Raw genomic sequence first — 19,829 nt, 5'->3', positions numbered from 1 at the left:
CGTTAGGCAGTGCGGTCCAGTAAAGCGGTCACCTGATCCGGTGTTGGCATAGAGGTTTGTGCCCCAGCCGTTAGCGTGGCGACGGCACCGGCTGCGCAGGCATAGGCGAGGGCTTGGGCGACAGAGCCTTGCGACAAAAAGGCGACCATAAAGGCCCCCACAAAGGTATCACCCGCCCCCGTGGTATCGATGGGTGTCACGGCGGGGGAGGCGCTGCGTGCAATCTCTTTGCCATTTTGGCTAGCCACAGCCCCAGCCGCCCCTAACGTCTGGATGATCAGTGCTTTGGAGCGATGGAGTTGATCACCATAGAAAGCGGCCTCGGTTTCATTGACGACCAAAATGTCGGCCCGATCAAGGATTGCTTGCGGCAGCGGCTGCGCCGGCGCGAGATTGAGGCACAGAAGTCCTTTTACCCGAGCCGCCACATACGCAATGGTCTCCACGGGCAGCTCAAGTTGGCACAGGGTGGCATCAAACTCACCCGAGAGGTCGGACAAAGTCGCGGACGAAACCTGCCCATTTGCACCGGGGGCGACAACAATTTGATTTTCGCCCGCCTCATCCACCGCGATCAGCGCGACGCCGGTTGCGATATCCTCTAGGACTGTCACGCCATGCAAGTCGACGTCATGAGCCTGCAGCAAGGCTAGGGCTTGCCCACGGGCAGCATCCTTGCCCACACAGCCAAACATGGAAACCTGCGCGCCCAGCTTACGCGCCGCCAAAGCTTGGTTTGCACCTTTGCCGCCCGGATAATGGGCCAAAACACCGCCGCTGACGGTTTCCCCTGGTCGCGGCAGGGCGTGCACACGCGCCACAATATCGAGATTGATCGAGCCGATAACGCGAATGCGGGGCGAGCTTTTCATGCCAAATACCTCAACAGCAAGGACAAGACCGCATGCGGATCAGCCTGAGAGACCCATTTGGCATTAAACGCGCCCGCCACGGCTGGACGAAACTCAACAGCCGTATGTCCGCGCGTCAATGTGCTTTGGGTCTCCACCTCGATACGGCATGGGCGCAGCTGAAAGGCTTCTGGTGCGAGGAGATAAGCAATCACGCAGGGGTCGTGTAGCGGCGCGCCTGTAGCGGGTTGATCGGGCTCTGATGTATCCACCAGATTGGCTGGCAGCGCATTGGAGAAAGCCAGCATGTCAGCCGCGAGGCTTGCCATTGGCGTCTTCAGTGCACCGATTGCCTCAACCCAGGCCTGTGTACCCCGTACTTGATGGGTGGCGTCAAGGCCAAAAACAACCAGCTCACACCCGCTTTTGAACACAATGTCGGCCGCTTCTGGATCGGCATAGATATTATATTCTGCCGAAGCGGTAATATTGCCACCTTCACGTCTTGCCCCACCCATAACAACGATTTGGCGCAAGCGGCGGGCCGTCTCGGGTGCGGTTTGAATAAGCGTGGCAATATTGGTCATCGGCCCCGTCACGGCTAGAGAGACCGTGTTCGGCGATGCCGCTTCAATCGTCTGGATCAGGAAGCCAATGGCATCAGAGGCTGCAGGCCCAACGCGCGGCTCGCTGGCCGGGAAATGGCCAAGACCCTCTGGCCCGTGGAAATCATCGGCGAGGATGGGTTCGCGGGTGAGTGGCTTTGCAAGACCTGCATGAACCGGTACGTCCTCACGGCCCGCAACCTGTCGGATCAAACAAGCATTGCGCGTGGTATTATTGAGGGCCACATTGCCGGCCGTCGTTGTAACGCCCAAAAGGTTCAGACGGTCGCGCGCGCCAAAGGCCAGCGCCAGCGCGACCGCATCATCCACACCCGGATCACAGTCGAGAATAAGCGGGATAAGGCTCATACGGTGCGCGCGGCCTTATCCTTATCATTGCTGGCCTTGATCATGGCGCGTACGGCTTCCCATTGGGCATCATCCCAAGCCCGCAGACCCGAGAAATTGCCGCCCGTCGCTTGATAGGCAGCCCCGTCAATCGCAATGGTCTGCCCATTCACATAATCAGCGCCCTTGGCCATCAAGAATACGGCCAAGTTTGCAAGCTCAGTCATCTCCCCCACGCGGCCCATCGGATTGGCCGAGCGTTCAGCGCTCTCCATACTTGATCCGGGCGAAAGACGCTCTGTCATGCCCTTTGTCGGGAAGGGGCCAGGCGCAATATTGTTGAAGCGAATACCATAACGGCCCCACTCCACCGCCAGCGATTCTGCCATCGCACGAATGCCGGACTTGGACATAGCCGACGGGACGGTAAAGGCCGATCCATTCCATACCCATGTGGTCAAAATATTGATGACATTGCCCTTCTTGCCCTCGGCAATCCAGCGCTTACCAATATCCAGTGTCATATAAAAAGTGCCGCGGAAGACGATATTGGCGATGGCGTCAAAGGCGCGTGGTGATAAGTCTTCGGTTTTGGAGATGAAGTTGCCTGCCGCATTATTGACAAGCCCAGTCAACGCGCCACCGTCAGCCCAGATGAGGTCCATGGTCTCGCGGATTGCTTCGGCATTGCGAATATCGCAGGGCAAAGCCACGACTTTGCCGCCATGGCGGCCCATAAGTTCATCGCGCGTCTCTTCCAACACCGCGCCGCGGCGGCCTAAGATGTACACCGTCGCGCCAAGAGCTAGAAAGGCTTCGGCCATTTCCTTGCCAAGGCCCGTGCCGCCGCCGGTAACCAGAATCCGCTCACCCGACATTAAGCCGGTACGAAACATAAGTTTCTCAACATCCATTGGCGCAGAACTCCCCGATTTTGATTATGATTGGGGAGAGCATATTGCATTTATCGGCCTTGGGAAGGCGGGCGCCTGCTGGGCACGGCAAAAGATGCTGTGAAGTCGAAATGTCACCCCATGAGGAAGGAGAGTGGCTCGTGCAGACGGGCCCGCCATGATGCTTCATTATGGTCCGCACCTTCATAGACGCGACTCTCAAAGTCTTTGCCTTGTTGCCAGCCGCGTGCCTTGAACACTTGGTCCATGGCAACTTGATAGGGCTGATAGAAGCTGTCGAGATTGAGCGTGCCATGATCCATCCAGATCTTGTTCGGACCTGGCTTGGGCAGTTTACGCTTAAGATAGGTGGAAAAGGCCTGAATCATCGCCGGCGTTTCGAGGTCGGGCTTGGTATAGCTTTCGGCCGCACTTAACAGTGTCCAATGGGTGGAAAGACAGCCAGCACCCCCAAATATCTGCGGATACTCGCAAATACCATAAAGCGAGATCAGTCCGCCCATGCTGGATCCCATAATGAAAGTGGAATCCCTGCCGGGCTTGGTGCGGTAATCACGATCAATCAGGGGCTTTAGTTCTTCGACCAAGAAGCGCAAATAACCGTCGCTCAAGGAGGGGCCTTCATGCTCGCGAATTGTCCGTGCACGAAGCTTTTCGTCCATGGCGGCCTCGACGCCAGCGGGGGAGAAGTCTTGGCGGCGGGTCTGTGTGTTCCAGATTCCAACCACAATCGCATCGTTTCCCGGCACGGCGCGCTGGCGGGCTTCCATCGCTTGATCCACCCGCCATGATTGACCGCCATAGGCGTGGCTCGCCCCGAAAATATTCTGACCGTCATGCATATAGAGCACGCGATAACGGCGTTTGGACGTGCCATAATCCGCCGGGAGCCAAACGCTGATATTGCGCGCAGCGGTATGGCCGCTGGGCATTGCCTCATAGCGGATGATCATGGCCTCACCGGCTTCTGAAGATTGGGGGATCAAGGTTGAGGCCATAAGCCCACCTGTGGCGGCGATCAGGGTGCGACGATCCATGGTATCTTCCTTCAGTCTGTCTGGCGAACCCAGATTTGTAGCGTTTGGGCAGGGCTATCAAGGGTCAAGGCTTGACCGCCGACGAGTTTGGCATCCTTGCCGCGCACGCCCTTGATATGGTCAATCTTTTGACCATCGGCGATCTTTTGCCAGCGCCCCTCAGGTAGCGTTACGGAAGTAAACGTGGCCGCTGTGTTCCCAATATTGGTCAAAACCAGGACCTTCTGATCCACCACATAGCCTAAGAGGTTGGCATTTTCGGGTGTGATCCATTGGATATAGTCAGCAGATGGGGCTTTTCCGGTGCGGAAGACGCGACCCATTTCACTGTTCCGGAAGGCAATCAACCCGCGCCACCAGTGGTTCATCGCCACAAAATCATGCGGTGCACCGGTTTTCTTGGATCGATCAAGATCTGACCAAACAAACTCGTTGGGTGTGCGGACATTATAGGTGTCTTGCCGACCTTTAAAATAGATCGGGCCGGTTGCTGTATATCGAATAATCTCCTCGGTACCGACCATGCCCTTCGAGCGCAGCATTTCCGATCCGCCATGCAGCACGATGGGCCCAAGGCTTGTCAGCAACAGGCCCGCGGCAACCCGGTAAGGGGCTTCCTCGACGCCTTCTAAGCCATTCCAATCCTTTACAGCAAAGCGGTCTGCCAAGGTCCAATTATCATGGATGTCAGCATAATTAATGCCGCGATTGGTCGATTGGGCTTCTTCTTTCCAGCCATTGGCGATGGCGAGCATAGCTTGGCTGCGTTGGCTGGCATTCCCGCCAGCATAGCCGCGGTCTGTTGCCTTATCCTGCAAGCGGAAGGGCGAGCCAACAAGTGCGTTGCGCGTATCATCTTGGAAGAAGGTGATGGGGGAATCTTCCTTATACCAATCCCAATCTGGGTTTGCGCGCACGATGGGGTCGCTCACGTCGATCCAGGGTTCGCCATAGATGATAATGTCGTCGCCAACCGCTTTGCGCAGGGCAATCAGGGTTTGCTCATCAATTTGACCGGCCAAATCGATCCGGAACCCGTCAATACCAAACTCATCGATCAAATGCTTGGCTTGATCAATCAGCCAGCGCTGGGTCATGGGTCGATCTTCGGTCTTCACTTCATTGCCAAAGGGCCCGATGTGCTGACCGGAATCGCTGGTGCGGTAATAATAGTCACGGTCCAGTACATTGAAATTGAACAGCATATTACGGCCATCCATGTTTTCGCCGGTGTGATTGGGAACGATGTCGACAATCACCGCGATGCCGCGATCATGAAAGGCCTGTACAAGGTCACGGAATTGCTCTCGCTCGGCACCAAAATCTGTGCCCTTCTTCCGATAGGTGTTTTCAATGGCAAAGGCATGGGTCGTCCGATAGCCCCACTCATAGCTGAGTTCGGCAACACCGAGGCGCTGCATTTCTGGATCCTTGCCAAAGGCGGCCTGCCATTCGGGCTTTGGATAGTGCAGGAATTCCTGCATGGGCAGAAGATGGACAACATTCACGCCCAAGTCGACGATATGATCAAAGCCGATCTTTTGCCCTGTCTTACTGCGCAGGCCTGGCATGGTGAAAGCCGGAATTGTGCCTTTGAGTTCGTCGGCAACGGGCAACTGCCGGGTGAAGTCTTCGATATGGACTTCATAGGCTACCACATCTTCCATTTTCGGACGGCCATTGGCGAGGGGGCGGGCAGGGGTGGTCCGTGGCATCACCCGGCTTTTCCCGTAGGATTCCGCATTGGCGCGCGCATAGGGATCTGAAATGTGCACCGGATGCGTTTCATAGAAATAGCGGCCGGGTCCGGGTTTTCCGTGTACGGTAAAATCATAAAAACTGCCTGCCAGATTGCCCTCTAAAGTCGCCTCCCAGACACCAGAATCATCGCGGCTCATGTCAACAACGCGCTTGGCTTCGTCGGGCTTGGCCTCGGCGCGATCATAGATGAAGAGGCGGACTCTCTCGGCGCGCGGCGAGAAGACGGCAAAATGGGTGGTTTGACCATCCGATGCGATATTGGCCCCTAAGGGCTTGGGCGAATAGAGGGTGCGGAACCACGCATCAGGCCGCACGCGCGCACTAATCCCTTCGGTCTTCAAGTGGAGCCGGTACGAGGCGCGCAGATCGATTGGCTTGGCAGGAACCAGCAAGGCCGTATCCAAATCATTGGGCAAGATCGAAGCAATCGGCACCTCTTGATTGGCCTCGTCAACCAAACGCCAATCAGCCGGATTAAAGCTGCGCTCGGCCCCATTGAGATGGAACCAAATGGCGGATGGGCCTGCGAGCTCCGCTCTCAGGCTGGCCTTCTGGGCGTCTTGGCCCAGGGCCGGCGCACCGACACTTGCCAAAAGGCAGCCCAAACCGATCCAGAGACTTTTGGGGTGAGACTGGCCGAACATGCAAGCAATCCTTCTTGGGCTAAAAGTGAATTTGAAGCAGATAGTGGGTTTAGGCAGCAGCGGCCTGGCAATGGCGGGCGATGAAGTCCTGATGGCTGGGCATATGATCCACGGCCTTGGCGATGATGGTAGAAACATTGGCCAAGAAGCCGTCGAGATCTTCATCGGATAGGTCGCGTGCTAAAGCATGGTAGCTTTCAGGGCGAATGCCTTGGCCCAACAACACTTGCAGCCAGCTGGGTTCGGCAAACAAATCATTGGCGCGCCGCTCAATCCGCCCGGTCTTGCGGAAAAGCTCGATCTTATGGCTGAGGCTGTCGGGGATCGGCATGGTCTGGCAATGCAGCCAGAAGGGGGAATCGGTGCGCGCATTGGCGTGGTAATGCAGGATCAAGAAGTCGCGGATCAGCGCATATTCCTCAATGGCCTGTTGGTTATATTCATTGCTCAAAACCGGATCGCACGCCTTGGTTGGGAATAGGGTGATCAGGCGGCTGACGGCCGATTGGATCAGATGGATTGATGTGGATTCCAATGGCTCCATAAAACCGCTTGCAAGCCCCACGGCGATACAATTCTTATTCCACAATTTCTTGCGCCGTCCTGTGACGAATTTAAGGGGACGGGGATCGGCGAGGGGCTTGCCATCGAGATTGGACATCAAGACCCGTTCGGCCTCGTCATCGCTCGTAAAGGCGCTGCAATAGACGTGGCCATTGCCAATGCGATGCTGAAGCGGAATGCGCCACTGCCAGCCCGCATGCCGGGCCGTTGCGCGGGTATAGGGTGTCAGCGGTTGTACAGACTCACACGGCACAGCGAGGGCGCGATCACAGGGTAGGAAGTTTGACCAATTCTCATAGCCCGTCTGCAACGCCCCTTCGATCAAGAGACCGCGAAAGCCAGAGCAATCGATAAAAAGGTCACCTGAAATGACTTCGCCAGTTTCCAGCGTGACGGATTGGATGAAACCCGACAGGCTATCCAGTTCGACTGAGCGCACTTTGCCCTCCGTCCGCACCACAAAGTGTTGTTCTGCATAGCTGCGCAAATAACGAGCATAGAGGCCGGCATCAAATTGGAATGCCCAAGTTGGGCCGGGCAGGGGGGAGGCACCCAAACGTTCCAAGCGATCGAATCGATTGGCATAGGCGGCTTTGGTAGCCGCCGAATAATCCCACAGCGAGGTTTCTTTCCCAGCTAGATTCTGCCGCATCCAATAATGATGGAAGGGCACAAAGCCGAGGTTGCGGCCGATGCCGCCAAACGCATGCATATAGCGCGCGCCCTGACGGTGCCAATTGACGAACTCAATCCCTAGTTTGAACGTGCCATTGGTCTTGGCGACAAAATCATTCTCATCAATGCCAAGGATGGCATTGAAGATGTTGATCTGGGGGATGGTGGCTTCACCCACGCCGACGGTGCCAATTTCTTCGCTCTCAATCAGGCGGATGTGAACGCGCGGGCCCAAGACCTTTGACAGGGCACTGGCCGTCATCCAGCCTGCGGTGCCGCCGCCCACAATCACAATGGTTTCAATCGCCTGGGTTTCCAAACTTACGTCTCCTCGCCGTCCTGATATGTGCCTGACATAGGCCGCGGGCTGGGGCAAATCACAACATAGAAAACCCCCGCCAGGCCAAGCCGACGGGGGTCATATTGCTACCGATCTTTCAAGATCAGAACTTGTAGTTCACACCAACCAAGAAGGTGCGACCATATTCTTGGTAGTCCTTCACCAAGCGCTCATCATCATTGATGAGGGTGGTGAATGGCTCGTCGGTGATGTTGTTCACTTGGAACAGGATCGACAGATTGTTCAGAGGACCAGATTGGAAGGTGTAGCCAATCTGACCATCCAGCACCGATTCAGCTTGGATGCTGCGGGTTTCCAAGTTGGCACCAAAAGCCACGACCGATCCGGTGAAGTCCGAACGATAGCGGTTGCTCAGGCGGGCTTGGAAACCATAACGCTCATAATAGACCGACGTGTTGAAGATCTGCTCAGACAGACCGGGCACTTTGGTCGCAGGCTGGCCAGCGATTGGCTTGATGCTGCTGTCATTATAAGTCGCGCTGAAGTTGGCACCAAAGCCTTCAAGAGCTGGTACAAACTGGTCGAACGGGAACGAAGCGGTGAATTCCAAGCCGCGGATGAAGCCACCCTTCACATTGCCTGGCGAGCTTGCAATACCAATGTTGGTTGGGCTTGCAGGTGCGCCGGTTGGCACGATCAGGCCAGTCGCGTCAAAAGGACGCTCAACGCTGTCGACGATCCAGGATTCCAAGTTCTTGTAGAAGCCTGCCACGGCGAAGTAGGCACGGCGACCAAAGTACTTTTCATAGCTGACGTCGAGGGCTTGGGCCAAGATTGGCTGCAGCAATGGGTTGCCCGAGTTTTGGAACCAACGTGTACCGCGGTTTGGAACGATCGAGCTGTCATAGCTGTAGCTGAAGGCCGCATTCATCTGGTCCATACGAGGACGCGACAAGGTGCGGGCCAAAGCAACGCGGATCTTGGCATCATTCTCGAGGTTAAAGGACAAGTTCATGCTGGGCAGAACATAGGTATAGTCTGTGCCTTCGGTCTTGGTGACCAAGGTTGCCGTAGAATTGCTGCGGCCGCGAGCGGTCGAGCTTTGGTCGGTATTGACGACTTGGACGCCGAAATCACCGGTCAGAGGCACGCTACCAACTTCGGTATCGATGTTGAACTTGGCAAAGGCGGTGATCAGGGTTTCTTCGACCAGCCAGCTCTTGATCGCAACGTCTGCAGCGGTATTTGCACGCAGCGAGTAGATGCTTCCCAAGAAGCCGCGTGGGTCATAGCTGACCACATTGCCCAAGCCCAACCATGACAGATTGGTTTGGCCGACACGCGCGGAAGTTGGGATGGCAACGCTGTTGGCACCACCAGCCAAATCCAAGAACCATTCGTTCACGGTCTTTTCTTTGCTGCGGTCTGAGTAGCCAATGCCGTAATCCACCGACTTGATGGCCTTGTCGCCGCTGAATTCATGCTTCGCAGCGATTTTCAGAGTGTTGAGTTCGTCGACCGTACCTGGTGACTTGTAATAGCCGGCTTGGCCCCAACCACCTGGGTCGGTCAAGCTGATGGTGTTATAGTCGCCATAATTGATGCTTGGCTTGAACACCAAACGGCCAGCTTCTGCGGTCGCGAAAGCCAAATTGTCGGTTGCGCCAGCCGAACCACGACCCGTACCCGAGTAGGATTCGATGTCGGTGTCGGTGCGGTCACCCTTCGACCAGCTGAGGTCGAATACAACCGAGTCTTTTGGGCTGAACTGCCACTCAACTTTACCGGCCAATGCAGCCAATTCGGCTTCACGAGCGCGGATGTCGTTGCGGATAATGCCTTTCACGCCGTTGAAGATACCGGCAGAAATGATGCCATTGGTGACTTTAGCGGTTGGAGGTGGCTGCAATTGCGCACCCGACCACCACAAGGGAAGCTCGATGCCGCGCAGGACTTGCTCGTCATTGAACTTCGAATAGTAGCCGTCCACCGAGAGCGAAAGCGTTTCAGTTGGCTGGAACTCGATCACGCCCATATAGCCGTCACGGGTGATGTTGCCTGACAAGGCATAGGGTTTCACGCCGCCGATGACAAAGGTGCCGGCTGGGACGTTGAAAGGGTTGGTCCCGACCGTTGGATAGCCCCAAGCCTCATAGCGGTTGGACTGATAGGGCGATTCCATATGGGCATAGCCCAAAGCGATACCGAGCTTGCCGTCCATGAATTGATCGATATAGGCGAGCGAGACACGGTTGCCATTTTCAGACGTACCGGCGTTCAGAGCACCCAGATCGTTTTGCTCATAGCGGGCGCCCACGGCGAATTGGCGACGGCCAAACTTCAGAGGGCGAATGGTTTGCAGGTCAACAGTACCCGCGACACCTTGTGCCAAGAGCGTTGCGGTTGGGGTCTTGTAGACGGCTGCACCACCCAACAATTCCGATGGATATTGGTCAAATTCAACACCGCGGTTATCGCCAACCGAGACTTGCTCGCGGCCGTTCAACAGGGTGGTGGTGTAGTCTGGGCCAAGGCCGCGAACCGACAATTGCGAAGCGCGACCGTCGATCCGTTGTGCAGCCACACCTGGCAGACGTGCCAAGGATTCTGCGATGGAGACGTCTGGCAGCTTACCAATGTCTTCCGCCGAGACGACTTCGGCGATCACGCCCAAAGTCTTCTTCGCATTGATGGAGTTTTCGATACCACGACGGATACCGACGACGACGATCGTCTCAACGTCTTTGTCGGAAGCTTCTGTGGTGGAAGCAGCTTGTGCATGGGCTGTCCCGCTCATAGCTGCCAACAGGGCAACCGAAGACACTGCACCAGCCAACAAGCGAGCGCGCGACACGCCGAGGCGTGATTGTGTGTGTATATTCATCGCGGTTCCTCCCAAATAAGCTGATCCGACCGCAACGGACCCGCTTGTGATTCCCTTCAGAACACGCCGGTTATCAGCAAATTATCGGGCCGCCCGACGATATTCCGCTCCTAAAACTGACCCAAAAGCCTTGAATCAGCAATCAAAATACGTCCAGCAATCATTTATTTGTGAACGTGTAGGAAAGCTACATGACAAAATCGCAACGAATGTGCAATGGGAAAGTGGCTGTGAATGCAGGTAAATGCGACAAAGTTGTAAAACTGGTGCAGCGTTGCAACATCCCAGACTCGTCATCGCGGCCGTTCCGGTTATATCGGATTGCGAGGTGGTCGAAGCAGATTGGGTCCAGGGGTCTCCTGTTTGCACACCAAGAAAAAGATGAGCTCCGGGGGGCAAGATGCAGGGTCAAAGCCAAAAGCTTCAACGCTTAGTCATTGTGGGGGGCGGGTCTGCCGGCTGGATGGCGGCATCAGCCATTGCCAATGCTGCGGGGCGCGGGTGCACCATTACGCTGATCGAATCGGATGAGATTGGCACAGTCGGCGTCGGTGAGGCCACCATTCCACCGATCAAAGTCTTTAACCGCACCCTTGGCCTAGACGAAAAGGACTTTGTCGTCCGCACACAGGGCAGCTTCAAACTGGGCATTGAGTTTGTGAATTGGGGCCGTCAGGGCCACCGTTATTTTCACCCGTTTGGCACTTATGGCGCCGACTTTGATATGGTGCCTTTGCACCAATATTATTTGCGCGCCCGCCAGACTGGCAGAAACCCCGGTTCGCTTGATGATTTCACGATGGCTTGGCAGGTCGCGAAACGCGGTCGCTTTGCCCCGCCAACGCAAGACCCGCGTTTGATCCAATCGACCTTTGACTATGCCTATCATTTTGATGCAGGCCTTTATGCCCAATTCCTGCGGTCCTATAGCGAAGCGCGCGGTGTCATCCGGATTGAGGGCAAAATCGCCGATGTGGGTTTGGGCAGCGAAGATGGGCACATCACCCATGTGAAGCTCGAAGATGGTCGCATTGTTGAAGGTGACTTCTTTATCGATTGTTCGGGTTTCCGCGGCCTATTGATCGAAGGCGCGCTCAAGGCAGGTTATGAGGATTGGAGCCATTGGCTGCCCTGTGATCGGGCCATGGCAGTGCCGTGTGAACATGGTGGGGAATTCACCCCATATACCCGCTCCACCGCGCGGGAGGCGGGTTGGCAGTGGCGCATCCCGCTTCAGCACCGGATTGGAAATGGCTATGTCTATTCCAGCGGCTTTATCAGCGATGATGAGGTGGAGCGGACTTTGCTTGCCAATATCGACGGAAAAGCACTCGCCGATCCACGTCCCTTGCGCTTTACCACCGGCAAGAGAAAGAAAATCTGGCACAAAAACTGTGTTGCGATTGGTCTCGCTGCAGGCTTTATGGAGCCGCTGGAATCGACCAGCCTGCATCTCATTCAAACTGGAATTACCCGATTCCTCGCCCTTTTCCCGGACAAGACAGTCGATCCAGTCCTCGAGACGGAGTTCAATCGCTTAAGCACCTATGAGTGGGAGCGCATTCGCGACTTTCTCATTCTGCATTATTGCGCGACCGAGCGGGATGATACGGAGTTGTGGCGCTATTGTGCCTCGATGAGCCTGCCCGATACTTTGACGTATAAGATGGCGCATTTCCGCAAGTATGGACGGATGGTGTCGGATGGACCGGAACTCTTCCTCAATCCCAGTTGGCTGGCGGTCTATTTGGGGCAGTTTGTGGAGCCAACTGGCTATGATCCGCTGGTGGATACACGCACCCATGTGGAAGCCGACCGTCATTTGGCGGGTTTAAAGACGCTCATGGCCCAAACGGCTGAGACCTTCCCAACCCATCGCGACTTTATCAATCAAACCTGTCGGGCAAGCTAAGCTTTAGCTGACCATGCGTAGGCGTGGGCTTTCTTCACTGGCTTTGACGACTTCGGTGCTGGCCTTCGGTTTGCCGAACAGATTGCCTTGCGCGTGGGTAATATCGAGCTCGAGGATTTCCACAATGGTGCGCTCGGTCTCAACCCGGTCAGCGATGAGTTCCACGCCATAGCGCGAGAAGAGGGCAGAGACGTCGGCTGGCTCAAATTGACGGTTAAGGCCGGTTACGGGCACGGCTTTGGCTTCCACCAATTGCTGCACCAGTTTATCGCCCGCAATCTTCACATAGCGCACACCCATCCGCTCAAGCTTACGCAAATCGAGGTCGAGCGTTTCGCAACGATCAATGGAGAAACGGAAACCCAGATCAAACAAGCGGCCCATATTGCGCTCAGCCGCCATCGGGATTTTCTCAAACGAATCGCGGGTCAGTTCAAAGATGATCGAACCCGCCAAATCCTTATTGTCGCGCAGGAAGGCGATGAATTGCGGGAAAAACGTCTCGTCTCCCAGACTGGTGGTCGAGATGTTGCAGAACAGGCCGATGCGGCGATCATGTTTCAAAAGGCGGCGAGCAATCTGGACGCAGCGTAGGAGCAAAAGATTGTCGATCTCGCCCACCAGACCCGAGGGCTCAGCAACGCGCAAAAACTCGCTTGGCAAAATCACGGCACCCGATGGGTCGCGAAGGCGGGTAAAGCCTTCATAATAAACGGTCTTGCGCTGGGGCAGGGCGACGATGGGCTGCAAGTGCAGCTCAATCCGGTTTTCTTCCAAGGCAGAGCGGACGGCGGCCAATAGGCTTTGATCCGACCGCCGTGGTGCAATCTTTTGCCCCTCGATGGCTGAAGCCTCCCGTCGACGTTCGTTCTTTTGCACATAGGTCGTCAAAAGCAGGGCGATCTCGCGCACTTCGCGCGCTAAGGCAGCTTCGCGTGCGGCGGCATCCTCGGCCAAGGTGGTCTTGAGGGTTTCAATCTCTTGATGGGTGGCGACATGCATGTCCTTCAAGGATTTGAATTCATTATCGATCCGGATTTTTTCAGAACGGGCCAGCTTTGCTTCACGCGGGGTGAAGGCCAAATGAAATAAACCGCAAGCCACCGCCAAGAGTCCACCCATACAGACCGAAACCGTGAGGCTGGCCTCTTGGATGTAATAAGCAAATGCCCCCAAGCCGATGGCGGCAACGCAATAGACCAAAAACAGGATAAAATGGGCGGCAGCTAGCACGGGCTTCTCCCGAGGATGTAAGGAATCTTCACACCCAAATCTTGGAGGCTGAACTGGTTAACGTTTGGTTTACCATCGTGAAACCCGCAGGGAATTTCACTCAGATTTGCTGTCGCTCGCAGATTTTTTCGACGCAGTCAGATCGCGCCCAAAGTTTGTTATGGCCGTGTCCTGACCGGCCTCAATCACTTCGCGGCGCATGGCGCGTGCGCGTTCAAACGTCGAGAACAGAGTATCGCCATCGCCCCAACGAATCGCGCGGCGCAAGGCGGTTAAGTCCTCGGAGAAGCGGCCCAGCAAATCAAGCACCGCATCCTTATTCATCAGGAACACATCGCGCCACATCGTGGGGTCAGAGGCTGCGATCCGGGTAAAGTCCCGAAAGCCGCCCGCTGAATATTTCACAACTTCGCTATCGGTCACCGCTTCGACATCTTGGGCAGTCGCGACAACGCAAAAGGCGATCAAGTGCGGAAGATGGCTGGTCATGGCCAGAACTTGGTCGTGACGCACGGGGTCCATACATTCAACCTTCGCCCCCATACCCTCCCAGAAATGGGTCAAACGTTCCACCCCCTGTTGATAGGCGGGACGGGGGTCAACGAGCGGGGTCAAAATGGCCCAGCGGCCTTCAAACAAGGTGGCAAAGCCCGCATCGGGGCCCGATTTCTCCACCCCGGCAATTGGGTGGCCAGGAATCAAGTAGCAGGTTTCAGGCAAGACCGGTTGTAATTGTTGCACAATGGCTTCTTTGACGGAGCCAACATCGGTGACAATGGCACCAGCCTTAACATGGGCCCCAATCTGTGCGCCAATTGCCCCCATGGTCGCAGGCGGTGTGCACAGGATGATCAAGTCAGCCTCTGAGACGGCAGCCTCAATTGTTTCGCTAACCTCACCCAGCCCCAATTCTCGTGCGCGACCTCGGACATAGGGGTCGCGGTCATACAAGATAATCCGTTTGGCAAGGGCATTGTCCTGAGCGGCAGCCGCTAAGGATGAGCCGATCAAGCCGACACCAATAATGGCCAAAGTATCAAACGGGCTGGCTTGGTGCGACATCAGGACGCCATGAAGTCTTTAAGCGCGGCCACGGTCAGCCGATTTGGCTCCTCAAGCCCAACCGAAATCCGCAAATAGGCGTTGAGACCATAGGCGCGCACGGCACGGACAATCACACCCCGCGACCGCAAATAGGCGTCTGCGGCCTCTGACGTCTTTCCGGCTTCACTGGGAAATTTCACCAAAATGAAATTGCCAACGCTGGGCGTAACCTCCAAGCCAAGGGCGCGAATCTCTTGGGTCAAATAGCTGAGCCAGCGGGTATTGAAAGCAACGCTTTGGTTGGCGAAGTCTTGGTCCAAGATAGCGGCTTCGGCAGCCGCTAGGCCCGGCGCGCTAATGTTGAATGGGCCACGTACCCGGTTCAGCGCATCAATCACCACTTGCGGGCCATAGCACCAACCCACGCGGGCGGCAGCAAGCCCATGGATTTTGGAGAAGGTACGCGTCATCAGCACATTGCCTGCTTCCCCCGCCAATTCCAACCCAGAGGAATAGTCATTGGTTTGGACATATTCGCTATAGGCCGCATCCAACACCAATAATACATGGTCAGGCAAACCGGCATGCAAGCGCTTAATTTCCGAATAGGGCAGATACGTGCCGGTTGGATTATTTGGATTGGCTAAAAAGACGATCTTGGTTTTGGATGTCACACAGGCCAATAAGGCATCGACATCGGCTGTTAGATTGGTTTCAGGCGCAGAAACGCAAATTGCACCGGCCTGTTGAGCGGTCAGCCGATAGACCAAGAAGCCGTGGGCGGATTGCACAATTTCATCGCCTTGGTCCAGGAAGGCGCGGCCCAAAAGCTGGAAGATCTCGTCAGAGCCGCTGCCACACATGATGCGGCCGGCATCCAGACCATAGCGGCTGGCAATCGCGGCGCGCAGGCCAGCATGGTCGCCATCGGGATAGGTCGCTAAATCCTCTGCCGCTGCTTGATAGGCGCGCTTGGCCGCAGGGCTGCAGCCTAAAGGGTTTTCGTTGGACGAGAGTTTCCAAGGCTTCTCAATCCCTGGGATGGTGGCTTCACCGCCTTTGTAGGGGACGATGTCGAGAATTCCAGCTAGGGGCGCGACTGACATTTCAATGGCCTTTATCAGGTAAAGCGTTGTTGCGTGGGCATGACGTTCTGGCCCGTTTTGGTCAAGGGGGCATTGTGTGCAGTTTTCTGCGCCGCAAGTGTCCCATTTTAAGTCAGCCTTTACATCCTGTGTGTAGAAGGGGCGGTGAACAGACGTGAAAGCAGCGGGCCAAACCCTGTGTTTTACGCGTCATGACCGGGAAAACCCGGCAACAAAGAATTTGGTGGGTAAAATGAGTAAGACCGTCCTAATCGTTGATGACGATCCATCGCAGCGTCGCCTGTTGCAGGGCGCTGTGGAGCGCCAGGGCTTTGCGACACGGACCGCTGAAGACGGCGCGCAAGCGATCGCCCAAGCCATGGATCCAGCTGTTGATGTGGTCCTCTTGGACCTGATCATGCCAGGCGTTTCGGGTATGGAGGCCTTGGCCGCTATTCGGGCCAAGCGCGATGATTTGCCCGTTGTTGTTTTGACGGCCTCTGGCGGCATCGACACGGTTGTGAAGGCAATGCAGGCTGGCGCGACAGACTTCTTCGTGAAGCCTGCGAGCCCAGAGCGCGTGATGGTCTCGATCCGCAATGCGCTGAAAGTCGGCGAATTGTCGGGCGAGGTAAAGCGCCTGAAGAAAAAGGCCGCTGGCACTTTCACCTTCAGCGACATGGTCGCGGGCGCTGCGGCCATGCGTCAAGTGATCCGGCTGGGTCAGCGGGCAGCGACCTCTAATATCCCCGTCCTGATCTTGGGTGAAAGCGGGGTTGGTAAAGAAGTGATTGCGCGCGCCATCCATGGCGAGAGCGAGCGTTCGGGCCGCCCCATTATTGCGGTGAACTGTGGCGCGATCCCAGAAAATCTCGTTGAAAGCATTTTGTTCGGTCATGAAAAGGGTGCCTTCACCGGTGCCCATGATCGCCACTTGGGTAAGTTCCAAGAGGCTGATGGCGGTACACTCTTTCTCGACGAAGTGGGCGAGCTGCCCCTTGATATTCAGGTCAAGCTATTGCGCGCTTTACAAGAAAGCGAAGTCGACCCTGTCGGCTCCAAACGGCCTGTGAAGGTCGATGTGCGCATCATTGCTGCTACCAACAAGGACTTGGCGAAGCTGGTTGCCGAAGGCCGCTTCCGCGAAGACCTCTATTACCGCTTGAACGTCTTCCCAATCGATGCCCCGCCGCTGCGCGAGCGGATGGAAGATATTCCAGCCCTGATCAAGCATTTCGTGACCCGCATCAATGCCGAAGAAGGTAAGCGGGTTTTGGGGGCTTCGCCGCAGGCTTTGGCCATGCTGCAAAGCTTTGATTGGCCGGGCAATGTGCGCCAACTTGAGAATACTGTCTTCCGGGCTGTGGTCTTGTGCGATGGCGATTTCTTGCAGCCGGAAGACTTCCCCCATGTTCAAGCAGCTTTGCCGCAATTTGTCTCGGAAGTCCCAGTATCCGCTCCTGTCGCAGAGGTTTCACCTGCGGCGGTTCCAGCGCCTGCCGCCATCGACTTGCCAGCCATGCCAGCCAATAGCGACCTTTTGGCTGCGGCGATTGAAGCTGGAAATGGCATCGCCATTTTTGACCCAGCTGGCCATTTGCGCACCTTAGAGCAAATTGAACGCGACCTTATTGAGTATGCCATCGACCTCTATGCGGGCCATATGACTGAAGTTGCCCGCCGTTTAGGCATTGGTCGTTCAACACTGTATCGCAAGCTCAAAGAATATGACTTGGAAGAGCATATGGCGCGGGCGGCGGGTTAAGCCAGCTTCATCACATAATTGCGCTTGGTCGCAAAGGACAGGCTGTAGCCATAGGATTTAAGGGCGCCCATCAGGTCGCTCGCCCAATCCTTTTCGCTGCGCTCCAGGATCAAAAGTCGTGGCCAAAGGCCCCTGGGTGCTTGGCTGAAAAAGGGCAGGAGGGCTCGGTCCTCATAGCCCTCGATATCAATCTTGAGTGCATCAATGCGCTCTAGGCGTGCTTCTTCAATCATGCTGATCAGTGGGCGGACGGCGACTTCAACTTGATCTGCACCACCGCTAACGGTGGCAAGTGAAGCGCCACCTTCATTGCTGCTGCCGACCGAGAGCGTCATAAAGCCGTTGGTCTCGCCGGCACCGCAGCCAAAGACATGGGCGTTAAACCCAGGATTGAGGGCGAAATTCGCCCGCAACCGCGCTAGGACGCTTGGTTGGGGCTCAATGGCTACGATTTTGCCACTGGGCCCAATCAAGGGGCCAACCCAGAGGGAATAGGCCCCGACATTGGCCCCCACATCGACAAAGATATCGCCGGCCTTCAGCTCTCGACGCAGCAACTCCCGCTCTTCTAGTTCAAACCGTGAAGGCGAAAACATGAGTCGTTTTTCGGTCACGTTTCGCCGGGGGTCGATCCGGGTCTTCACACCCCAAGTTACCAAATCCAGCGGTCCCGTAAGCGCAGGAAAGATCAGCCTTTTTCCGACCGAAGCGGCAAATTTGCTCAAAGGTCCCGGATCAAAACTTCGGGCCATGGTGATGACGCGACTTTGAAAAGCCGATGGGGAAAAGGTGCCGAAAGGACTGACTTCGTTTGACATTGTCGTGAGTTGCCATGCGTTATCTGCATTTGCAAGGAAATAGCCGCACCAATTGACGTTACGTACCGCTTCCCCTCGGCTTCGTCCCGGTCTAGTAAGGAGTCACCGCGCCGTCCCAAGCTAGTTCCGGGATGCGCTCAGGGAGGAATAAATGGATCTCGCGACAATTACTGCTGGTATGAAAGAACGTGTCGAAGCCAAGCCAGCTTTCGGCAACACCGTGAAGTTTGATTTCGGCGATGCCGGCAAAATCCACATCGATGGCAAGAACGGCAATGCCGTAACCAATGACGATGGTCCAGCCGACTGCACCTTGAAAATCGCCCTCAGCGATTTCGTTGATATGGTCGAAGGTCGCCTGAACGGCATGAACGCTTTCATGAGCGGCAAGCTGAAGGTAGATGGCGACATGTCGATCGCCATGAAGCTGCAATCGATCATCGGCTAATCGTCTGATGCAACTGGTTCAGGACCCTTTTGTAGACGCGATCCCAGGTCTTGAGACCTTTCGCGTCCTTGGGCCTGACGACAAAACAATCCGCGCGGCCTTCGTTCCCTATACCGGGGATAAGCCGCGCGGGTCCGTGATCTTAGCGCCGGGCCGCACGGAATATATTGAAAAATATGCCGAGACGATTTCAGATCTTCTCGCGCGCGGTTTTCATGTTCTGACCATTGATCACCGTGGGCAGGGCTGGTCGGATCGATTGGGTGCGACCGCCCATGCTGGTCATCTCGATAGTTTTGCCAAAGCAACCGATCATATGGCGCGCGCGGTCGCGGCCGTTGCGGATCGATTGACCGGGAAGCGGATTTTGTTGAGCCATTCCATGGGCGGCACGATCTGTTTGGAAGCTTTGTTGACAGGTGCGATCCCAAACGTGGTTGGTGCGGCTTTTTCGGCACCCATGTGGGGCATTCTGGGCCCGCCCGGTATGGGCCTTCTGGCTAAATCCTTGGTCGCGGCCGGTAAAGGCAAAGATGTTGCGCCATCCTTGCCAAGCATCTGGCAGCCAGAGGCCTTTGAGGCCAATCACGTTACCCATGATCCCAAGCGCTTTGCCCGCAATAATGCCTTGATGTTGGAACAGCCCGCCTTGCAGATTGCCGGGCCAACCAATGGCTGGTTAGTGGAAGCCATCAAGACGATGGCTGCCTTTACCCCCGCCCGCTTGGGTCAAATCACGGTGCCGATCTTGGTGGTCAGTGCGGAAGGGGAGACGATTGTGGACAATGCGGCCCATGTGCGCATTTGCGGCCAAGTACCCCATGGGCACTTACGCGTCGTGGCCGGCTCGAAGCACGAGCTTTTGCACGAAGTCGATGCCATCCGGGCTGAATTCTGGGCCCATTTTGACGCTTTCGTGGATCCACTTCTGGCTTGAAGC

Annotated in this window: 15 protein-coding genes; 4 read left to right on the top strand and 11 right to left on the bottom strand. The window is 56.0% G+C overall.

Annotation, left to right across the window (positions count from 1 at the left end):
- Positions 1-2: 2 nt before the first annotated feature.
- From B7364_RS02775 to B7364_RS02745, 7 genes are all read right to left on the bottom strand, one after another.
- Positions 3-872, bottom strand: coding sequence for a ribokinase (locus B7364_RS02775; RefSeq protein ID WP_085338424.1), 870 nt, complete (start codon positions 870-872; stop codon positions 3-5).
- Positions 869-1,825 (bottom strand): nucleoside hydrolase, encoded by a 957-nt coding sequence (locus B7364_RS02770; RefSeq protein ID WP_085338423.1) that lies wholly within the window; start codon positions 1,823-1,825, stop codon positions 869-871. The genes B7364_RS02775 and B7364_RS02770 overlap by 4 nt, the downstream gene beginning before the upstream one ends.
- Positions 1,822-2,718, bottom strand: a complete 897-nt coding sequence (locus B7364_RS02765; RefSeq protein WP_085338422.1) for an SDR family oxidoreductase — start codon at positions 2,716-2,718, stop codon at positions 1,822-1,824. Before B7364_RS02765 ends, B7364_RS02770 begins: the two co-directional genes overlap by 4 nt.
- Positions 2,719-2,831: 113 nt before the next feature.
- Positions 2,832-3,755: an alpha/beta hydrolase gene (locus tag B7364_RS02760; RefSeq protein ID WP_085338421.1), complete on the bottom strand. Its 924-nt coding sequence runs from the start codon at positions 3,753-3,755 to the stop codon at positions 2,832-2,834.
- Positions 3,756-3,766: 11 nt separating this feature from the next.
- Positions 3,767-6,160 carry an alpha-amylase family glycosyl hydrolase gene (locus B7364_RS02755; RefSeq protein WP_085338420.1) on the bottom strand — a complete coding sequence of 798 codons (2,394 nt, stop codon included), beginning with the start codon at positions 6,158-6,160 and terminating at the stop codon, positions 3,767-3,769.
- 49 nt (positions 6,161-6,209) lie between these two features.
- Positions 6,210-7,718 (bottom strand): tryptophan halogenase family protein, encoded by a 1,509-nt coding sequence (locus B7364_RS02750; RefSeq protein WP_085338419.1) that lies wholly within the window; start codon positions 7,716-7,718, stop codon positions 6,210-6,212.
- A gap of 124 nt (positions 7,719-7,842) precedes the next feature.
- Positions 7,843-10,584, bottom strand: a complete 2,742-nt coding sequence (locus B7364_RS02745) for a TonB-dependent receptor (protein ID WP_085338418.1) — start codon at positions 10,582-10,584, stop codon at positions 7,843-7,845.
- 400 nt (positions 10,585-10,984) lie between these two features.
- Between B7364_RS02745 and B7364_RS02740 the strand changes: the two genes are divergently transcribed.
- Positions 10,985-12,496, top strand: coding sequence for a tryptophan halogenase family protein (locus B7364_RS02740; RefSeq protein ID WP_085338417.1), 1,512 nt, complete (start codon positions 10,985-10,987; stop codon positions 12,494-12,496).
- Between the two features lie 3 nt (positions 12,497-12,499).
- On the opposite strand, the gene B7364_RS02735 is transcribed toward B7364_RS02740, so the two are convergent.
- From B7364_RS02735 to hisC, 3 genes are all read right to left on the bottom strand, one after another.
- Positions 12,500-13,729 (bottom strand): EAL domain-containing protein, encoded by a 1,230-nt coding sequence (locus B7364_RS02735; protein WP_085338416.1) that lies wholly within the window; start codon positions 13,727-13,729, stop codon positions 12,500-12,502.
- 96 nt (positions 13,730-13,825) lie between these two features.
- Positions 13,826-14,791, bottom strand: coding sequence for a prephenate/arogenate dehydrogenase family protein (locus tag B7364_RS02730; protein ID WP_085338415.1), 966 nt, complete (start codon positions 14,789-14,791; stop codon positions 13,826-13,828).
- Positions 14,791-15,879 carry a histidinol-phosphate transaminase gene (gene hisC / locus B7364_RS02725; RefSeq protein ID WP_085338414.1) on the bottom strand — a complete coding sequence of 363 codons (1,089 nt, stop codon included), beginning with the start codon at positions 15,877-15,879 and terminating at the stop codon, positions 14,791-14,793. The genes B7364_RS02730 and hisC overlap by 1 nt, the downstream gene beginning before the upstream one ends.
- A gap of 232 nt (positions 15,880-16,111) precedes the next feature.
- On the opposite strand from hisC, the gene B7364_RS02720 reads away from it, so the two are divergent.
- Entirely contained in the window at positions 16,112-17,623 is a 1,512-nt protein-coding gene (locus tag B7364_RS02720) for a sigma-54-dependent transcriptional regulator (protein WP_085338464.1), read from the top strand.
- Here the strand turns inward: B7364_RS02720 and B7364_RS02715 are convergent.
- A complete protein-coding gene (locus tag B7364_RS02715) occupies positions 17,620-18,219 on the bottom strand; it encodes an FkbM family methyltransferase (RefSeq protein ID WP_157893447.1) in 600 nt (199 codons plus the stop codon). The genes B7364_RS02720 and B7364_RS02715 overlap by 4 nt on opposite strands.
- A gap of 373 nt (positions 18,220-18,592) precedes the next feature.
- Here B7364_RS02715 and B7364_RS02710 point away from each other — a divergent pair, with 373 nt between their 5' ends.
- Both B7364_RS02710 and B7364_RS02705 read left to right on the top strand, forming a co-directional pair.
- The gene (locus B7364_RS02710; protein WP_085338412.1) at positions 18,593-18,889 is read left to right on the top strand and encodes an SCP2 sterol-binding domain-containing protein; all 297 of its coding nucleotides are present in this window, start codon (positions 18,593-18,595) and stop codon (positions 18,887-18,889) included.
- Positions 18,890-18,896: 7 nt separating this feature from the next.
- The gene (locus B7364_RS02705) at positions 18,897-19,826 is read left to right on the top strand and encodes an alpha/beta fold hydrolase (RefSeq protein WP_085338411.1); all 930 of its coding nucleotides are present in this window, start codon (positions 18,897-18,899) and stop codon (positions 19,824-19,826) included.
- Positions 19,827-19,829 lie beyond the last annotated feature (3 nt).

It is taken from the genome of Aquidulcibacter paucihalophilus (assembly GCF_002105465.1).
GTDB lineage: Bacteria > Pseudomonadota > Alphaproteobacteria > Caulobacterales > Aquidulcibacteraceae > Aquidulcibacter > Aquidulcibacter paucihalophilus.
Note: the sequence above shows the minus strand (reverse complement) of the source record. Positions and strands in the feature narration are given on the sequence as shown.